Annotated in this window: 13 protein-coding genes and 1 CRISPR repeat array; of the genes, 9 read left to right on the forward strand and 4 right to left on the reverse strand. The window is 40.4% G+C overall.

Annotated features, from left to right (window positions below; all coding sequences use genetic code 11):
- Nucleotides 1-19 precede the first annotated feature (19 nt).
- From DU53_RS02365 to DU53_RS02380, 4 genes are read right to left on the reverse strand one after another with little or no spacing between them, the layout of a single operon-like run.
- Nucleotides 20-1,423: a sigma-54 dependent transcriptional regulator gene (locus DU53_RS02365; RefSeq protein ID WP_082853758.1), complete on the reverse strand. Its 1,404-nt coding sequence runs from the start codon at nt 1,421-1,423 to the stop codon at nt 20-22.
- Nucleotides 1,424-1,426: 3 nt separating this feature from the next.
- On the reverse strand, nt 1,427-2,332 hold the full coding sequence (locus tag DU53_RS02370) for a hypothetical protein (protein WP_063727235.1): 906 nt from the start codon (nt 2,330-2,332) through the stop codon (nt 1,427-1,429).
- Nucleotides 2,325-4,283 (reverse strand): hypothetical protein, encoded by a 1,959-nt coding sequence (locus DU53_RS02375; RefSeq protein WP_063727237.1) that lies wholly within the window; start codon nt 4,281-4,283, stop codon nt 2,325-2,327. The genes DU53_RS02370 and DU53_RS02375 overlap by 8 nt, the downstream gene beginning before the upstream one ends.
- Nucleotides 4,258-6,366 carry a hypothetical protein gene (locus DU53_RS02380; RefSeq protein WP_063727239.1) on the reverse strand — a complete coding sequence of 703 codons (2,109 nt, stop codon included), beginning with the start codon at nt 6,364-6,366 and terminating at the stop codon, nt 4,258-4,260. Before DU53_RS02380 ends, DU53_RS02375 begins: the two co-directional genes overlap by 26 nt.
- A 154-nt stretch (nt 6,367-6,520) precedes the next feature.
- Between DU53_RS02380 and DU53_RS02385 the strand changes: the two genes are divergently transcribed.
- From DU53_RS02385 to cas1b, 9 genes are all read left to right on the forward strand, one after another.
- On the forward strand, nt 6,521-6,832 hold the full coding sequence (locus tag DU53_RS02385) for a hypothetical protein (RefSeq protein ID WP_063727241.1): 312 nt from the start codon (nt 6,521-6,523) through the stop codon (nt 6,830-6,832).
- A 750-nt stretch (nt 6,833-7,582) separates the two neighbouring features.
- A CRISPR array of direct repeats spans nt 7,583-8,345; the repeat unit is 30 nt; unit sequence GTTTGGAAAGAACCATAGTGGTATGGAAAC.
- A gap of 1,414 nt (nt 8,346-9,759) precedes the next feature.
- Nucleotides 9,760-10,335 carry a hypothetical protein gene (locus DU53_RS02390; protein ID WP_063727243.1) on the forward strand — a complete coding sequence of 192 codons (576 nt, stop codon included), beginning with the start codon at nt 9,760-9,762 and terminating at the stop codon, nt 10,333-10,335.
- A gap of 197 nt (nt 10,336-10,532) precedes the next feature.
- Nucleotides 10,533-10,796, forward strand: a complete 264-nt coding sequence (gene cas2 / locus DU53_RS02395; protein WP_063727245.1) for a CRISPR-associated endonuclease Cas2 — start codon at nt 10,533-10,535, stop codon at nt 10,794-10,796.
- Nucleotides 10,797-10,802: 6 nt separating this feature from the next.
- Nucleotides 10,803-12,113 carry a hypothetical protein gene (locus DU53_RS02400; protein WP_082853761.1) on the forward strand — a complete coding sequence of 437 codons (1,311 nt, stop codon included), beginning with the start codon at nt 10,803-10,805 and terminating at the stop codon, nt 12,111-12,113.
- On the forward strand, nt 12,113-13,000 hold the full coding sequence (gene cas7i, locus DU53_RS02405) for a type I-B CRISPR-associated protein Cas7/Cst2/DevR (protein WP_063727246.1): 888 nt from the start codon (nt 12,113-12,115) through the stop codon (nt 12,998-13,000). The genes DU53_RS02400 and cas7i overlap by 1 nt, the downstream gene beginning before the upstream one ends.
- Nucleotides 13,001-13,046: 46 nt before the next feature.
- Nucleotides 13,047-13,754, forward strand: coding sequence for a CRISPR-associated protein Cas5 (gene cas5, locus DU53_RS02410; RefSeq protein WP_063727247.1), 708 nt, complete (start codon nt 13,047-13,049; stop codon nt 13,752-13,754).
- Nucleotides 13,751-15,796: a CRISPR-associated helicase Cas3' gene (gene cas3 / locus DU53_RS02415; RefSeq protein WP_063727248.1), complete on the forward strand. Its 2,046-nt coding sequence runs from the start codon at nt 13,751-13,753 to the stop codon at nt 15,794-15,796. The genes cas5 and cas3 overlap by 4 nt, the downstream gene beginning before the upstream one ends.
- A 10-nt stretch (nt 15,797-15,806) precedes the next feature.
- The gene (cas4, locus tag DU53_RS02420; RefSeq protein WP_063727249.1) at nt 15,807-16,316 is read left to right on the forward strand and encodes a CRISPR-associated protein Cas4; all 510 of its coding nucleotides are present in this window, start codon (nt 15,807-15,809) and stop codon (nt 16,314-16,316) included.
- 14 nt (nt 16,317-16,330) lie between these two features.
- Nucleotides 16,331-17,302 carry a type I-B CRISPR-associated endonuclease Cas1b gene (gene cas1b / locus DU53_RS02425; RefSeq protein ID WP_063727250.1) on the forward strand — a complete coding sequence of 324 codons (972 nt, stop codon included), beginning with the start codon at nt 16,331-16,333 and terminating at the stop codon, nt 17,300-17,302.
- Nucleotides 17,303-17,594 lie beyond the last annotated feature (292 nt).

A 17,594-nucleotide genomic window follows, 5' to 3' on the forward strand; every position in this document is an offset into this window, starting at 1 on the left:
CCATTGCCACCTTTTTATTTTATATCTTTATGTCCCTTTCAAGTACACAATCCCGCTGATCAAGATCAGCGTTAGCCACCGCCTCGAAAATAATACTTTCCAGCTCACGGAAATTCCCGGGAAAACTGTAATCTTCCAATTTCTCTATGGCTTTAATGCTTATCTTTTTCACCCTGCTTTTTCTCGCATGAACTGCTTCCTGAAGCACAAAACTGATCAGATATCTCAGGTCTGATTTGCGCTCTTGAAGAGAAGGCAGGCTAATTTTGTACTTGAATCTATGATACAGATCCGCTCTAAAGTTCCCCTTTTCAATTTCTTTAGGAAGATCCTTGTTTGTCGCAGCTATAATAAATACCGGAGCTTTAACACCTTTGGGATTAGAATAACCCTCAATTATAATTCTCATATCATCAAGATAGGTGAGTAATTTTGCCTGTATTTTCGGGCTGATATCACCAATCTCATCGATAAAAACCACACCTCCGGCATTTGCGAGAAGCTTTCCAATCTTGTAACGGCTATCCGTAAAAGCGCCCGGAAACGACCCAAACAATTCACTTTCAACCAGATTCTCGCTCAAATTAACAATGGGAATCTTCGAAAAATAATCCTGAAAATTATCTCCATAGAGTTCATTAGCAAGATATTTCGCCATAAGGGTTTTCCCGCTACCTGTCGGTCCGGTAATCAGCACAGCCTCAATATTGTTTAACCCAAAACTCTCTGTTTTTTCCGTTATCTTACTGTACATGTCCTCAACCTTTGTTATATCCTTTGTTTTAGAGCTTTCAATACCACTGATTTCAAGTTTAAAAAGCTTTTTGACCTCTGCACAATCTCTTATCTTTTCTAACGTTTCGACATATCCCTTTAGATTGCTGGCAATACGATTGGCCATTGCTATCGCTTCTTTCATCCTATCGTCCGAAAAAAGCGAAATATATTTATTTCTGTCTTCAGGTTCGTACTTCACTTTCCAGTCAATGTATTTACACTGTTCCTGTTCAAGCAAATGGTAACTCAGCTTTTTCCTGAGATGTTTCTTAAGAACCTGTTCAAACCGCGCTATCTCAGAATATTCCAACCTATCACCGTAAAACCTGCTCTGATCAAAAATTCCAACGGCAGATAACATCTGTGCCTGCTTAACGATTTCCGTATTTAGTTTGGCACTATAAAGAAAAATTGTCTTGCCAAACAAATTCACAATATTCTTATTGATTTTTTTGAGGGTTTCAAACGTAGTTATATATAAACATTCGGCCCTCGATGGCTTGAACTTATCTATACTAACCGCCTCAAATCTTACCCTTCCCCTTAGGTCTTCTTTATTATGTATAATCCTGTTAACTATTTCAGGCAAAACATTATTCAACTCTGTATCCTCGCTTTCGAAATACACCACTTTCAGGGATTTCACAGATCATTCCTCCCTTAGCTTTAGAATCAGTTCTCTGAATGATTTTGAATTATTCAATATCTTTATCAATTCGTCGCTACCAAGTTTCAGTACAAGATACTTCCTGCAAACCTCTATAACATCATCCAAAAAACTTTTCACTCCATACGTAGCCAAAAGTCTTCCCTTTTTATCCGAATACTCCTTTGCAACCATAACAAACCTTTTCTTAAATTCATCACCCCGTTCTTCATTACCAAGCGCAACCCTGAGAATTAGTTCCGCTTTCTTTCTTTCGTTTGGTCTGCCTTTTGTAGTGAGCACATTCAATTGCCAGGTCTCGCCGTCCCAGAAACTTATGAAATTTCTCGTTAAAAGACTTCTGTATTCAATGTCGAGAACTTTGGCGTTCAGAGCCCCTTTTAATCCATCTCTCGATATCTCTTCAAAGGGGAAATGACCGTTCAGGAAAGACTGAACAATCAATGCCAACTTTGACATAAATTTTTGAAAATCCACTTGATAACGATATTTCAAGTCCACCCTCTTTGTATAGTTGAATGCTCTTTTACCTGAAACCAGGCAAAGATATTTTCCATTTGCCTTCACCACTCGTATAAGTACCCGATCCTCCGATGGTAGGGAAGGATAACTCTCTAGTCCAAGACCGAGATCTTTCAATGAAGTTGTATAAATCTCAGAGGTAAAATTCTGTTCTCTTTCCTCTTCATCATCACTGAAATCATCCAGTTCCATACCTTCTTCATCCGGTTGGTAATCGGGATCAATAGGCTCATCGTCAATATATATCTCTTTAAAATAGTCAGCAATAACAGCCTTTACTGTATTCTCTCCAATATCTATCTTTGTCGTATTCGTTGTAGAAGTACCTTTTGTTTTTCCGGTTTTCTTCCTTTTTGTTTTAGCCATGGTTTTCCCCCCTCTCAGGGATCTCGAAGTCGAAAGCATAATAGGATTTTGGCGATATTTCTATAAATTCAGAATTTGTTGATTCCTTAAGTTCCTTCGCAACGTCATACGCCCTTTCAAAAGAAAGAGAAGAAAAGACACCATAATTTTCCGGATTTGCCAAAAAGTTCTTCAAATCCCTTTCACTCTCTATTCCCTTTCTGAGCATCTCTCTGAATAACACTTCAAGATGGATTGAGGCAATATCTATAATTTCAAATACCTTCTGGCTGATTTTTGGAAAGCGCTTTTGATTAGATTCATCTGCCATAAGTTGCCATATATCGCATTTTGAAAGCTCGACAAGGTAATCCAGATAATTCGTCGCGTCACCACGTCTGAAGAATCTTCTCGCTACCTTTGACATCTTGAAATCCGTTACGCCTATCTGGAAAGTCTTCATAGAAAGCTGTGTCCCACGTTCACCGATACTGTGTCCGGCTGTCACACCAATAAAATCTCCGGGCAAGAACTCATCACTCTTTGTCGAAGGTTGCAAACCTGCACACTTCGAACAAAGCCCACCACTATCCTTGCAGCTTATAGGACTCCTGAGGATGAAAGTCTCACCTCTAAAGGCTTCGATGTTATCCCGAGTAACCAGAGCCCAATCCTTATCCTCTTTTAGTCTCACATATCTTCCGAGAACCAAACGTTCCAGAGTATAGGAATTTTCCTCCAAAACTTCTACAATCTCTGGTGTTATAATCAATCCTTCATCGGTTTTACAGTCGTCGCTTGTTATCCTCAACGGATATAAGAACTCTACCATCTTTCTCGTGAAATACCCCGCATCAGCCACGTGCAGTTTCTTGTCCATCATGGAGCTCCTGCCACGCACCGCTATGCAGCTCATGAAATTCTTTTTATTCTTAACTCCCAGGTACCATTTCGGCGTAATGCCTTTCGAAAAATTGCCTATATTATAATTTTCGTCAACTTTCAGATCAATCTCACCAAATAGCTGTTTGAAATTCTCTTCTTTCCCTCTGGCCTTTGAAGCAACAATATCTTTCATATACCCTTCATTTGCAGCTACTTCAAAGAACGACAGGCTGAGCCCCTTTTCAGTAGCTATCTTAAGCCGTTCGTTCTGCCATTCCAGCAATTTTTGCAGCAGCTCTTCTTTCTCGGTTTTTAGAATGAGATCTATCAAAGATTTCTTCGCTTCAGCCTTCGATTCTTCCTTTCCTGTGAGAAGATAGTGCCCGTAAACCATATCCTGTTCGAAAGAATAAACTAAATCCCTGTTTCCAATTCTGAAAGGATGATTCGAAGGAAGCATCTTCTTCATCTCATCGACTGTTTTTTCCTGATCGATCGGGAAATAAACAGCCATGGTATCCCCATCGAAGTCTGCGCCAAAACCTTCACACAACATAATAGGCAACCCAATGGCAAAATTTTCCCAGAACACAGGATAACTGGCTTGAATGCTGTGCCTGTGAAGAGATGGTTGCCTGTTGAGCAAAACCATAAATCCATTCTTTTGCACAAACTCATTCGCGATCTTCGCTATTTCTTTCCTGGAATAATAATCTCCCGTTAACGCTTTTCTTTTCAGTACTTTATCTAAATACAAATTAGAAAACCACTCGATCGCAAAATCAACGGGAAGATAAACATGATCAATATCGATGTCCGTCACAGGAACAATCGTCGCCCTTCCGGAATAATGAATCCTTCTGCCCAGCATATGTTTACGGATATAACCATCTTTTCCGGCGAGCAACAACTTTATACGTCTATCGAAGAGATCCTGAATCTTTTCGTTTTTCTGTTTTCTGAGCACAGACAACCATTTCCGCAGCTTTACTGTCACTTCCAGAAGCGAACGTGATATCTCAGTCTCCAATTCTTCCATGTCCTTATTCTTCTTTGCAATTTTATAAGGATCTTGTTTTTTTAACAACCAATCCATCCGTTCCTTTGTACGGTTGCAAAGTAAAATCCGCTGCCAAAGTCAGCAAATAATTCAGGTTCGAGATATATTTGTTCTTTTCCTTCCATTTCTTCAAATTTGTCTTTGCAAAGGTATCTATAACTTTTACAGCCCCGTGATCAAAAAGCGTCCAGAATTCCATCTCACCAATACGCTGTCCTCCACGGTTTTTCCGGCCTTTTAAAGGCTGGAAAGAATAAGAAGAAATCCTTGCTCTCGATACCACGTGAAGCTTGTCTCTCACGTTATGGTCAAGCCTTACGAAATACTGGTAGCCAACCGCTGCGGGAAATTTCTTGCTTTCGCTCAAATGAAGCTCAAATCTTCCAAATTTATCCGCTCCAAGCTTTTTTAATTCCGCCAGAATTAAATCAACGTCCACTCTTTCAAAGGGCTTTCCCGAGGATATCCCTGCCAGCGAACCTTGTGTCTCAAGAAGCTGTCCCAAATTCATTCGGGTAATGATCCCGAGGGGACTTAGTATCATGTCAAGATGCTTCTTTTCTCCCTCAAGTACAACGTACGGCATTTCATTTTTTGGAAGAATCCTGGATATGGTTCCTTTGTTTCCATGTCTTCCTGTTATCTTGTCTCCTACTTCCAGAGGTTTGTAAATCCTCATGGGAATAGTTATCTCAAGACAACTTTCGTGAATTTCTTCTCCTTTTTCCACCTCAGCCAATCCGGATTTTTGAACCGAAATCAACCTAATCCAACTGGGCGATGGATCCTCGAGAAGTTTCGCGGGGTAACGTTCGTCATAAACAAATGTCTTTGTGAGATCTTTTATTCCTCTCCACTTCTTATTCCGAAACAGTTGAACATGTCTTTCAGCCATCACATCTCCATAAATAAGCTCTTCACCCTTTTTCTTTTTGAAGATATAAACTATTCGCAGTTTTTTATCGCCAACTACTATCTTTTTCCCATTGATAGCAATATTTATTTCATCTGGAAGGGGAACAAAATCCTTTTCTACATAATCAATATTCTGATCAACCGCCATCTTTCTGGTAAACTCATCGGAAACCACTATCCCATCCTCAAAGTTAAGCCCGCAATACAGGGAATACCCGACAAAAGCATTAACCCCAAGAGAAAGGTCGATTTCATCCTCAATGCCTGTTTTAACCTTTGGTACCTCAGCACCTGTAACCCTCACGGCCTGCTTGATATTTTTCCCGCCCATCATCACCCTTGTGCTATCAGAATGCTGCATAAAAGGAACAACCCTCGTTGATGGGCTGAGCAAATCCTCAATGTTTTTAGAATTCGCCGGGACAATTTCAAGTTTTTTCGAGTCATACTTTGCTCCAGACGCCATAAACAACACAAGACCAATTGCTTCAGATTCGGGAGTTTCCAGTAAATCAACCCTCCCAATATGAGAAGGATGCTGTTTTCTGAAAAGTTCAGGTACTTTCTCTCCGTGATACACTACCTTTCTTAACTCAGAAATCCGCAAAAGCTCATTACCCTCACTCAACGGAAATAAAATTGGGACTTTTATCCATCGTTTTTCGGTTAGCTTCATTAACTGTGCACCGGTCTTAACCCGCGAAAGCATAGAAGATAGATTTTTCTGAAAAAGTTCGGCAGCCTCCTCTTGACTTAGAGATGCATGGTTGGTAAGATTTTCGATGTACTTAGAAACAAAAAGCAGACTATTCCCTATAACCAGCGCCTTCTCAAGAAAATATCCGGGAATAACGTAAAAATCATCTAAATCAAACTCTTTTCTCACGTTTTTCTTTTTTTTCTCGTTTTCATCCAATCTTTTCTTTTTCTCAACAACAACCAACGGGGAAAAATACGGCTTTCCTTTCCAGTAAAAAGCTCCGTTTTCATCCGGCAACAAACTGAAAAATTTAACTTCATAGCTTCTTTCGTGGTCAAAAACCTTAAACCTAACCAACCCTGTGCTTACAGGTTTTTCGAGAGGAGTGATTGATTCAAAAACAATCTTCTTAAAGGTTTCCCCAAAATAATCACCCAAAAAAACGTTTAATCCTTCAAACATATCATCAAGCTTATATACAACTCCCGTTACCACAATCATCCCCCATTTCAACTTCCTATTAATATGGTCTGTCAACAGAATTATACATTTAAAGATATCAACACACAAAATGTAAATATCATAAATCATGCGAATTGACTCTAAAAATGTAAAAGCATAACTTGAAACCCACGAAGGGAGTGATAATTTGAAATTTCTCATTTCAGCAAAAATGAATAGACTGATATTTGATTACATCTTCCCGGAATTGGCTGATTTTTGGCTGATGAAAACAATAAACCTGACCACAAAAAACGATGTGCTTTTGCTAACCTTCGACGATGCTTCAGGTATGCTCAAATTGTTTTTCACGCTTGATCCATCAAGCAGAACTGACCCAGAAATCCACGAAGTAGCTAACAGCCTAACAGAAGAATTGAAAAGACTCCTCATAAAATTTACGGACCAGATAGAGGTTTCTGTCATAGAAGAAAACGGAACACAAATACGGGCGTGTTGAAAGAGAAACATTCGTAAATCTGATAGAAAACCAGCAATCAACACACTTTTTATTTTATCTTACTACACATAATTTCCCAAAAGTGTAAAAGCATAATTTGAAAACAAAAACTGAGATAACAACATAATACCCAATCATATCGTAGCGGCACACTATGCTGTTCCTCTTACTTCCGAGCTAAGTTCCTTCAGAACATGTTTAACTTTCTATTTACACAACCCAACTCGTTTCCCGAATTCAGTCATTAGACTTCACTTTGTAACACTTCTCTGTAATGTGCTATTTTTCTATTTCACACACGTTAGTTCGCTTTCCTTATTGTCGGATCTCTGTTAAATTACGTTACATTTGTTACCGTCAGATGTTAAACACTCGTTTTATACACCTTTAAATCGTACTATTTGTATTTTTATCAGCTGCTTTCAGAGCTTAATATATTCGTTACAAACCTTCGTCGAATCAACCGACCGGTAAAATTTTAGGTAATCTCCATCATTGATTAACTACCCACGCTATTTAGATATTCTCTAAAATCCTTAACAGAGATCCGACAAATCTTTGGTCATTCGACTGTCAACCTGTTTACATTCACAGATTTTACGATGTTCCTCTCCAGACATGGAATTTATGTCTTTGACCCCTTTGCGGATTAACTTTATAGAAATATTTATTTCTACCCCTACCAAAAATTCCCAAAATCCCTTGACTTAACGCATTGCTTTTCCTTATAATTTCCTTGTAATATATACTGTTTGGAAAGAACCATAGTGGTATGGAAACTTAAGGTAATTGATTCTATACTTCCCGGATTTTCTGTTTGGAAAGAACCATAGTGGTATGGAAACTTCCAGGATAATCGCGGTAAACACTTTTGATCCTTTCGTTTGGAAAGAACCATAGTGGTATGGAAACGTTGTCAAAGACCATATCTCTCACTTGCTTCTATATATAGTTTGGAAAGAACCATAGTGGTATGGAAACCTCAAAAGCGTCGTCATCCAGGTCTTTCAACATTCTGTACCAGTTTGGAAAGAACCATAGTGGTATGGAAACGTTTCTCTTTGACCGTGTTCTTCCTTCCATTTGGTTTGGAAAGAACCATAGTGGTATGGAAACTGGCTTCAATCTGCCCAGCTTATCTATGACTGGGATAGTTTGGAAAGAACCATAGTGGTATGGAAACTTAAAGCAAAAGCGAAATCAACATATGGAGGAACTGCCAGTTTGGAAAGAACCATAGTGGTATGGAAACTTAAAGTATTCTTCCCAATTAATTTCAAATGGGTCGTTTGGAAAGAACCATAGTGGTATGGAAACTTGACTCACATTTTTTTTTGCCATTTTTTCCATGGAGTTTGGAAAGAACCATAGTGGTATGGAAACAAAATGTTATCTAACCATTTAATGGTATTCTTAGCAGTTTGGAAAGAACCATAGTGGTATGGAAACGAACGTTGGAAATTGGCTTGTGCAGCGACTTCCCGTTTGGAAAGAACCATAGTGGTATGAATGGCCTGCGGCCAGGTGAGCACGCTTCGCGTGGTTGCGACTGGCTTCGCCAGTGTTTCGAACTCCTGCGGAGTTGTCCCGACCGGCTACGCCGGTGATTAGTACCTTGGAGCAGGAAAAACCTATTATTATGAACTTTTTCGTGTCTCGGATTCTCGGTTTCTCGGACTCTCGCGTTTTGGATACGGAAAGAACCATAGTGGTATGGATGGCCTGCGGCCAGGTGAGCACGCTTCGCGTGGTTGCGACTGGCTTCGCCAGTGTTTCGAACTCCTGCGGAGTTGTCCCGACCGGCTGCGCCGGTGACTAGTACTTTGGAAATGCCGCACAGCGGCTCTCTCGAGTCTCGGATCTCGGGTCTCGGACTCTCGTGTTTTGGATACGGAAAGAACCATAGTGGTATGGGTGGCCTGCGGCCGGTTGCGCACGCTTCGCGTGGTTACGACTGGCTTCGCCAGTGTTGCGAACTCCTGCGGAGTTGTTTCGAACTGCTTCGCAGTTGTAACACGCCTACGGCGGATTAGATCACGTTTTTTCCGCCTCAGTGAGCTACCAACCGTGGCTTGGAAGATCCCTCACAGAGATTGTCATCCTGAACTTGATTCAGGATCTAATCATCAAAAAAGCCCAGATTCTGGATAGAAGATTTCCAGAATGACAGTGCCCGATTAAGATTCTGGATTAAACATCTCCAGAATGACAGCTTTTTTCAATTGCGCAGCAGTTCGGGTCAACTCCGAAGGAGTTCGTGACAACTCTGAAAGAGTTTGGATCAATCCCAAAAGGGATTCGTATCCGCCGCACAGCGGCTCTCTCGTGTCTCGAACTTTCGAATTCACGCCTTTTCTTTATAAGGAGTGATCTGTTTGCGAAGATTTTTGTTATCAATTTTACTTGCAAAAATGGCTATGATGGTAGTCGGGATTATAGGAATAGCTGTAGCATTTGAATTACCGCACCCCTTTATATTGGCATTTTCCGTGTTGCTGCTATATTTATCGTTTACCAAAGTCGAATTTGAACAAAACTAAAACTTATCATTCTTCCTCCAACCTAAAAAACGAACTTCCAAGAAACTCCCGAAAAATGCTTCCAGAAAAGAAGACGATTATCATGTCTGCATAAGTGTAATAGTAATATTTGAAATGTGATTATTTTGAAATGGCCCCAAGAAACCTCACAGCATTAATGGTAAAACATCTATGATTTCCTAAAAAATTTGTGGCTTTCCAAAAGAGTGTTTTCTCTCGGTTCATTCCATCATCAATGCACTTTGAAAATCCAATGTCTTACACAGGAACATACATATAGAAATAACCGAAAAGTGTAAAAGTATTCCATGGAATCTTTCCCACGTAGTGATTTATCAGCATAAAAAGGAAAATCTCTTGAAACCTTAAACCAGGAGGTGTAGGTATATGAAGAAAGCTCTCATTTTTGCTGTAATTCTTTTATCCTATCTTGCTTTCAGCGGAGAGAAGATAGGTCTAAACGAACCTGAAAAAATTCTTACTTCCTCCGCTACCGAGTTGATTGAAAAAATCCTTGGAGAAGACTGGGAAAATAGCGATGAAAGACTTTCATATTTTACTATCGACTCCACAAAAGAGGTAGTTTTCTCTGTTGCAGTTCAAACAGGTATGATGATGGGTATGATCCCTATTGTGTCAGATTTCGAAGGTGGAGTAATCGTTATGTCAACCTCTCCCAATCAAGCTCTAAGCGGAACTGTTTTCCTCGCCTTCCACATTGAGGAAATAACTTTCGGCGAAATAACGAAGACAGCAGTAACAATGAAAACCAACAAACTCTATTACAGCAAATATCTAGGATGGGAAACCGACTCCTCGACTGGTGCTATCTATCACAAACTTGCAGCAATAATATTTTCGACCCTTTTCCATGTAAAAGAGACAAGCTACGGGGTTATAGAAGGAATGATGACCGACCCAGAAAAAACTCTTGATTCCCTCAAGAAACTACTTGGAAAATAACATCGAAAAATCATTTGTACTAAATGCTATTTGATTCTTTATTCAAAAACAGTAAAAGTGTAAAAGTATAACATGGAAACCCTTCAACTGATGGAGTGCTTCAACTTTCTAGCTTTTCACTACGATCTATCCTTGCTTTCCTTTTATTGAACTTCAGGGAAGCGTCTGCTTCCCTTTTTCTTTGGACAGGTGATAAGATGAAAATAATCCTCGTTTATGACGTGAATGAGAAGCGAGTCACAAAGGTACTAAAATTCTTGAGGAAATTTCTGGTATGGGTTCAAAACTCAGTCTTCGAAGGGGAACTAACCTATTCGGAACTGGAAAAACTTAAGGTTTCCCTAAAACGTTTAATCAAAGAGGAGGAAGATTCCGTGGTGATCTTCTCGTTCAACGATTCCGTAGATGTGAAAAGAGAGGTATTGGGATTGGACAAATCAAGTGATGACAGAAACATATGAAAGGAGGTGGGGATCACGAAACTAAGAGTAACCAATTTCTGGCAACAAGCCGGCGCAATCGCAATTAATAAATATGCCAATCAGGCTGAAGTACAGATAACCAAAAATGAACTAATCCTGAACGTACCCAAGAAAACCATCTTCGAAAGAGCTAAGGCAAAAGATATGCTTACTATCAACCAAAAACCGTGGGCATCACATATTCGGCCATTTTTGAAACAGTACAGAATCGAACAATTAGAAAAGTTCTTTGCTGACGCTGAACCCGGAAAAAATGTGTGCTCCTATTGTGGAAGACAGGTAAAGAAACTTGAAGTAGACTCTCTTGTTTCAAACCCCTTCAGTGTCAAAGCAAATAATTTCACAAATTTCTACGGCTTCGGCTCGGGATTTAAGAGTATCTGTGAAGATTGTCAGTTCCTTGGAATCATGGCTCCCCTGGCTCTCTTTTTTACCACCAGTATTACCGGAAGGGACAGAAGGATATCCTATGTTTTTCCCGAAGGAAAAGATCTCGAAGAAACCCTGTTAATTCATAACTGGATGTCAAAAGTCGGCCAGAAATCAGCGTTATCTAATGTCAAATTATCTACGAAATACTATCCAAGCTCTCCATATGAAACACTGTTACTAACTCTGTACGAACTATACAAAGACTCCGGCAAACTATTCGAGGCTAACTATCACGTAATTCAGATCCACGACCAGGGGAATACCTCTACTGTTCTAGTAAACGACGCCTTTAACTCTGCCCAAAGGCTTCAGTTGCTCTTTTCTGAGATGGAAGCGCTTGGCGGTGATTTATCGAATTTCTTCAATGCCTTCGTAATCAAAGAAAATGGAAACATCTCCACAGAACTCCGGGAAAAATTGTCCAAAAACATTTTGAAATTTCTCCAGTTGGAAGAATTTCTGGAAATGATGATCTTCAAGCTCGGCAGGCCTATTAAGTATCTATACGAGTTCATAAGGGCTTATACAAAAGCGGGAGGTGGCAAAGTGAAAGAAGAAATACTTGAAATCTGTAAGAAAACCGGCGAACAAATCGGAAATGTGGTGTTTGAAGCAGAAAACTTCGGTGATCTTTATACTCTGAGAAACAGCAAAAACATTGAGAACTTTTTGGAAACCCTATCAATGATGAGCGTCAAATACGCCAACGAAAAATGGACGTTGAAGCTTCCGGAAGAATTTCTAAGGGTTATCAACAATCCGGCGGAATGGAAAAAAGCAAAATCCTTGACCGTTATCTTCGCTGTGAACAAATATCTTCAGAGACAATACGCAAGAACAATGAATAACGGAGGTGAAGCTTAATGGAAATCAAAGCGCTTACATGGGTACATCTGGCAAAAATATCTATCGGAAATACGAATGCAAGCTTGACTGAAGGCAACGTTCAAACAGCCAAAAAAATAACCGCTCCAGATGGTTCGGAATACACCTATATCTCCTCTCAATGTCAGCGTCACGGTATGAAAGAAAGAATCGCCGAAAAGGGATTTCCACTGTCCACACCGGTAGACGCGGAGGTGGAAACAACCCTCGGTGATCCTGTCGAATTCATAGACGATGATCTCTTCGGTTACCTCATAGCCAAAGAAGGCAGAAAAAGAACCTCTCCCCTGAGAGTTGCACCTCTCATCTCTCTATTTCCATACAGAGGTGACAGGGATCTCCTCACCAAAACCAGAAAAGCAGCAGACCGCGGCGGCAACCTTGTCGAAACGGAAGTCTACCATAACTTTTTCAGGGGTGGGGGCCTTCTTGAATTAGACAGAGTTGGAAAATTCACCACCTCCGAAGTAAGCGAAAACTCTTCACTGGAAACAACAAACGAAACGAAGATCGAACGTATCCATACCATTCTCGATGTCCTCAAAAATCTCTGGGCAGGAGGAAAACAAACCAACTTCCTCACAGATCTTTCCCCAAAATTCATAATCTTTGGCTTTCTCAAAGAGAAGGTCCCCTTCCTGCTCGAATATCTCAAAACAGACGAAAAGGGAAAGATACTCGCTGAACCGCTGAAGGAAGCCATTAAAAACCATGAAGAAATTATCGATGAGATAATAATCGGAACAACCTCCGTTTTTGATTGTGAAGAGATCAAAGGGCTTGAACACGAGAAGATATCAATCCTTCCAATCGGGGAAGCCTTCAACCGCGTAAAAGAAAAAATAACAGAGATCTATTCCCAGTGAGCCCGGATGTCCGGGCTCAACCTTTTCAATTAGGGAGGTGAACTTCGTGAATGTTCTAAGAATCGATATCAAATCATATACAGCTTCCTTCAGAAATCCACAGAATATGAAAATACAGGATTCGGTACCTTTCCCTCCTCCAACAACGATTGTGGGTATCTTAGGTGCAGCTTTTGGTTACGAGCATTTTCGCGCGCTGGAAGAATTTTCAGATCTTCTGTTCGGAATAAAGGTAAGGGAAAAACGCGGCGAAGGAATAGACCTATGGGCAATTAAAAAGACCGACAAATCAAGAGGAACACAAAAATCCATAGTCAAACGGCAATTCTTTTACATGCCGGGATTCAGTGTATATCTTGGATCGAAAGACAAACCCTTCCTGGAAAAAATAGCGGAAGCTATCAAAAAACCCGTGTATCCTCTGAGCCTGGGCAGAGACGACGAACTGATCACCGAAATAGATGCCACACTGACTGAAACTTTTGAAATACCCGAAGGTGAAATCGAAAACGTTGTCGTTAAAGGACGACTATCGCCACAAAACATCGAAGTGAAATTATCGGAAGTTGCTGGAGAAATCAACAAGTTCCGGGTATTTCGGTTGGCTAAAAATTTCAACTTGAACAAAAGAACCGGAGCAAGGTATCCCTCCGGGTACAACGAATATACCTTCATCGACAGAAAGATCAAGTTTCTCCAGAAGCTCTACGCGGTTGAAAGTGAAAACATCCCACTGTGGAGGTGGAATGTTTGATAAAAGCAAAACCGGACAAGTCTCTCTTTTTACACACCGTAGAGGTTATAAACAAAGCGGTGCTGGAATTTAAAAGAATAGACTGGAGATCATCCGAAATCCCATGTTCTGAAGAAGAGTTATTCCAATCCATAATCACTGCATGTGTTTTCCACGATCTCGGAAAAGGGGCAGTTGAGTTCGGGAACAAGAACTACTCACACGCTTTAACCTCTGCACTCCTTGCCGATAGCTCCCTCCCTGAAAATCCATTGAAGCCTTATGTGGTATTCGCAATTATGGGACATCATGGAACACGCTCAAAAGACCTGTTCCAGCATCACAAAAACCAAAAAATCACGCTCAGAAAAGAAGAGCTCATAAGAGAATACAACGAGATCAGAGATTATGTGGAATATCTCTATTCCATAGAGCTGCCGCCCTTAAATCTCAATATTCCCAAACCAGATGAAACCCTGACAAAGATCTTGAAAACATTCTGGAGAGGAACGGGAAATTGGCACCTTCACGCAACTATACAGGGAATCCTGAATCTTGCCGACTGGAAAGCTTCCGAAGGAACGGTGCTTCCTTCCCGACTGTCTCTTAATCCAAACAAAACCCTAAGAAAATTTCAGAAACAAGCTGCAACAGGAAAAGATACGATTATCATTGCCCCAACAGGCAGAGGGAAAACCCTGGCTTCACTTAATTGGTGGATATCTACCGGCAGGAAAAAACTCTCGGTTTTTCTTCCAACCGTTACGACCGTTGAATCCATGTTTGAAAACTACAGGAAAGAGTTCGGCAAAAATACGGGGCTTGTTCATGGTAACCTTGCTTACTACCTTTATTCAAATTTCGACATTGCCGAAGACGAATTCAGCGAATGGGAAACCAAGAAGTTCTGGATGAAACATTTCGAAATGCCAATAAACATCTCCACCATAGATCAGCTGCTGCTTACCGGAATGAATTGGGGAAGGTGGGAACCAAAGATCATAAACATTTCATCCGGAGCCGTTATCTTTGACGAGCTTCATTTCAGCCAGCCCTTCACCTTTGGAATAACGCTTGAAGTGATCAAAAAGCTAAAAGCCTTCGGGACCCCTATCTGCGTTATGAGCGCAACATTGCCCGATTACATGATAGAAAAACTGGAAGAAGTACTTGACAATCCTAAAATAATCATCGATAACGAAGGGCTAAAAGAAAAGCGAATCTCGATATCTCTCATAGATAATCCTACCCCCCTCGATAAAGTTATAGAAGAATACAAAAAAGGGAAAAAGGTGCTTTGCTGCGTTAACACGGTAAAGCACGCCCAGGGAGTATATGAAGCCTTGAAGAAAACAGTAAAAAGCTCAGATTTAGTGCTGTATCACGGTAGATTCAATACCGAAGACAGACAGAAACTGCTCAAACTCATCACCACAGAAAAACCTGCCGTCCTCGTCGCGACACAGATAGTGGAAATCAGCTTGAACATAGATTACGATGTACTCTTTACAGAAGCAGCACCTATCGATTCTTTGACACAGCGCTTCGGAAGAGTCAACAGATTCGGAAAAAAAGAAGGGAAGGTTTACATATTCCCCTTCAGGGAAAACTCCAGATCGGTTTATAGTCCCCAATTGGTAGATAAATCAATAGAAAAGCTCAAAGAATATAGAACGCCGTCACAGGGCGAATTGCTGGAAATCTCAAAAACAGTGGCAGAAATAATGCTGCCGGAAATCGAAGAAAAAATAAACTTCGGAATAGCACAAATCCAGCACATAAACGGCATCAACGCAAGCATTTTTGCAATGCAGTTAGATACACGCTTCCAGGATGATCTTCTCAGAGAAGGACTGAGGAGCATCACCGTGATACCTGAATATTTTAAAGACAAGAACCTTAACCTTATGGAATTACTCGGCAAACAGATCAGGATTCCAATCACAAAAGGGTTACTCCCATCGCTTGTTAAAGACCCTAAAACCGGCTTGCTTTTTGCACCCATAGCATACGATGAAGAACTCGGTTATACAGGTATGATCGAAGAATCAGAAATCATCTGAGGTGAGCCTCATGGACATCTTACTTCGTCAGCCAAGGATAGGTGGTAACGCGATAAATTACTACTACACCTGCAAAACCCAGTTATGGTTTTTCCTCCACAACATAACCATGGAAGATACCTCTGAATACGTGGCTCTTGGAAAATTACTTCAGGAAACCTACAGCGAAGGTGAAGAAAAAGACATCCAGTTTGGCGAAATCTCCCTCGACATCTTCAGACCCGCAAAGGAAATAGTCGAAATAAAGCGCAGCAGAGAAATCAAAGAAGCTCATATCTATCAATTGAAATATTACCTTTACTATCTCAAGAAACGCTACGGCATATCCGGATTCACGGGTAAACTCACTTATCCAAGAGCCCACAAAACTCTTAGGGTCTCATTAACCGAAGAAGACGAGAAAGAACTGAAAAAAGTGATTTTAGAGATCACAAAAATTTTCAACCAGAGCTCTCCCGAAAAACCAAAAATAAAGAAAATCTGCAGAAAATGCTCCTATTTTGAGCTCTGCTTCAGCTAAACGGGGGTGATGACATTAAAAAGAACTATTTTCTCTTTTCAAGCGGTACGCTCATGCGAAAAGACAATACCCTTGCCATAGAAAAACTGGACGGAAAAAAGAAACATATCCCTGTTGAGAAGATCGAATCTCTGTATCTTTTCGGAGAACTCACTTTCAACACCCGACTCCTTTCATTCATATCCCAAAAGCAAATAATTCTCCACGTATTCAACAGGAATGGCTGGTACGTAGGCTCCTTCGGACCGAGAAAACAAAAAGTGTCTGGAAAACTCCTTGTTGAACAGGTAAAAGCATATCTCAACCCTGAAAAAAGAACAAAACTTGCCAGGGAGTTCATAGATTCCGCGATGCACAACATATTGAGAATTATCCAGAGATCCAATAAAAACCACAAAATTGAAGAACTCAATAAGGTAAGAGAACGGCTGAAAACCTCAGCTTCGATAAGTGAAATCATGTCATGCGAGGGAGAATTCCGCCAGAAATACTATCCAATACTTGCTAAAATCACGGCACAAGAATTCCACGGAAGGCAGAAGCAACCCCCTGTTGGAAGATTGAACAGCCTCATTTCCTTTGGAAACACGCTTCTATATACAAGAGTGTTGAACAAAATCTACCAGACCCAGTTAAATCCAACAATTAGCTACCTCCATGAACCGAGTGAAATGAGGTTTTCTCTATCACTGGATATAGCTGAAGTTTTCAAACCGGTTATTGTTGACAGGCTGATCATCACCATGTTCAACAAAAAGATGCTTCAGGACTCAGATTTTGACGAAGATCTGAACTCAACTCTGCTGAACGAAGAAGGAAGGAAAAAATTCATAAACGCTTTTGAGGATTTCATGGAGAATACCATCTTCTACCCGAGATTGAAAAGAAAGGTTTCATACGACACACTGATAAAGCTCGAGTGCTATAAACTCATCCGCTCGTTGCTAAGCGATGAAGAATATATCGGAATGAAAATGTGGTGGTGACTTGATCATTCGACAGAATCTTTCTACCTTGCGCTCATACAGTCTTTTTCGTTTCATATGCTTTGCTTTGTTAATTCAAAGTACATAGTTTGGGTACATACGTAATAAATGGTATAATGTTAAACGCAGCGTAATCAATCACAAAACTATATTCTATCCTTTAAAACCCACTCGTAACTGTTTTCTCATCCTTCCAAGGAACCAGGGGGTGAACTATGTTAAATACTCTAGTAGTAACAGTTGGTTCAAGCTTGTGTAGACATCCAGATTTTCATTCTAAATCATTACTTTC

The sequence above is a fragment of the Kosmotoga sp. DU53 genome (assembly GCF_001639905.1).
Lineage (GTDB): Bacteria > Thermotogota > Thermotogae > Petrotogales > Kosmotogaceae > Kosmotoga > Kosmotoga olearia.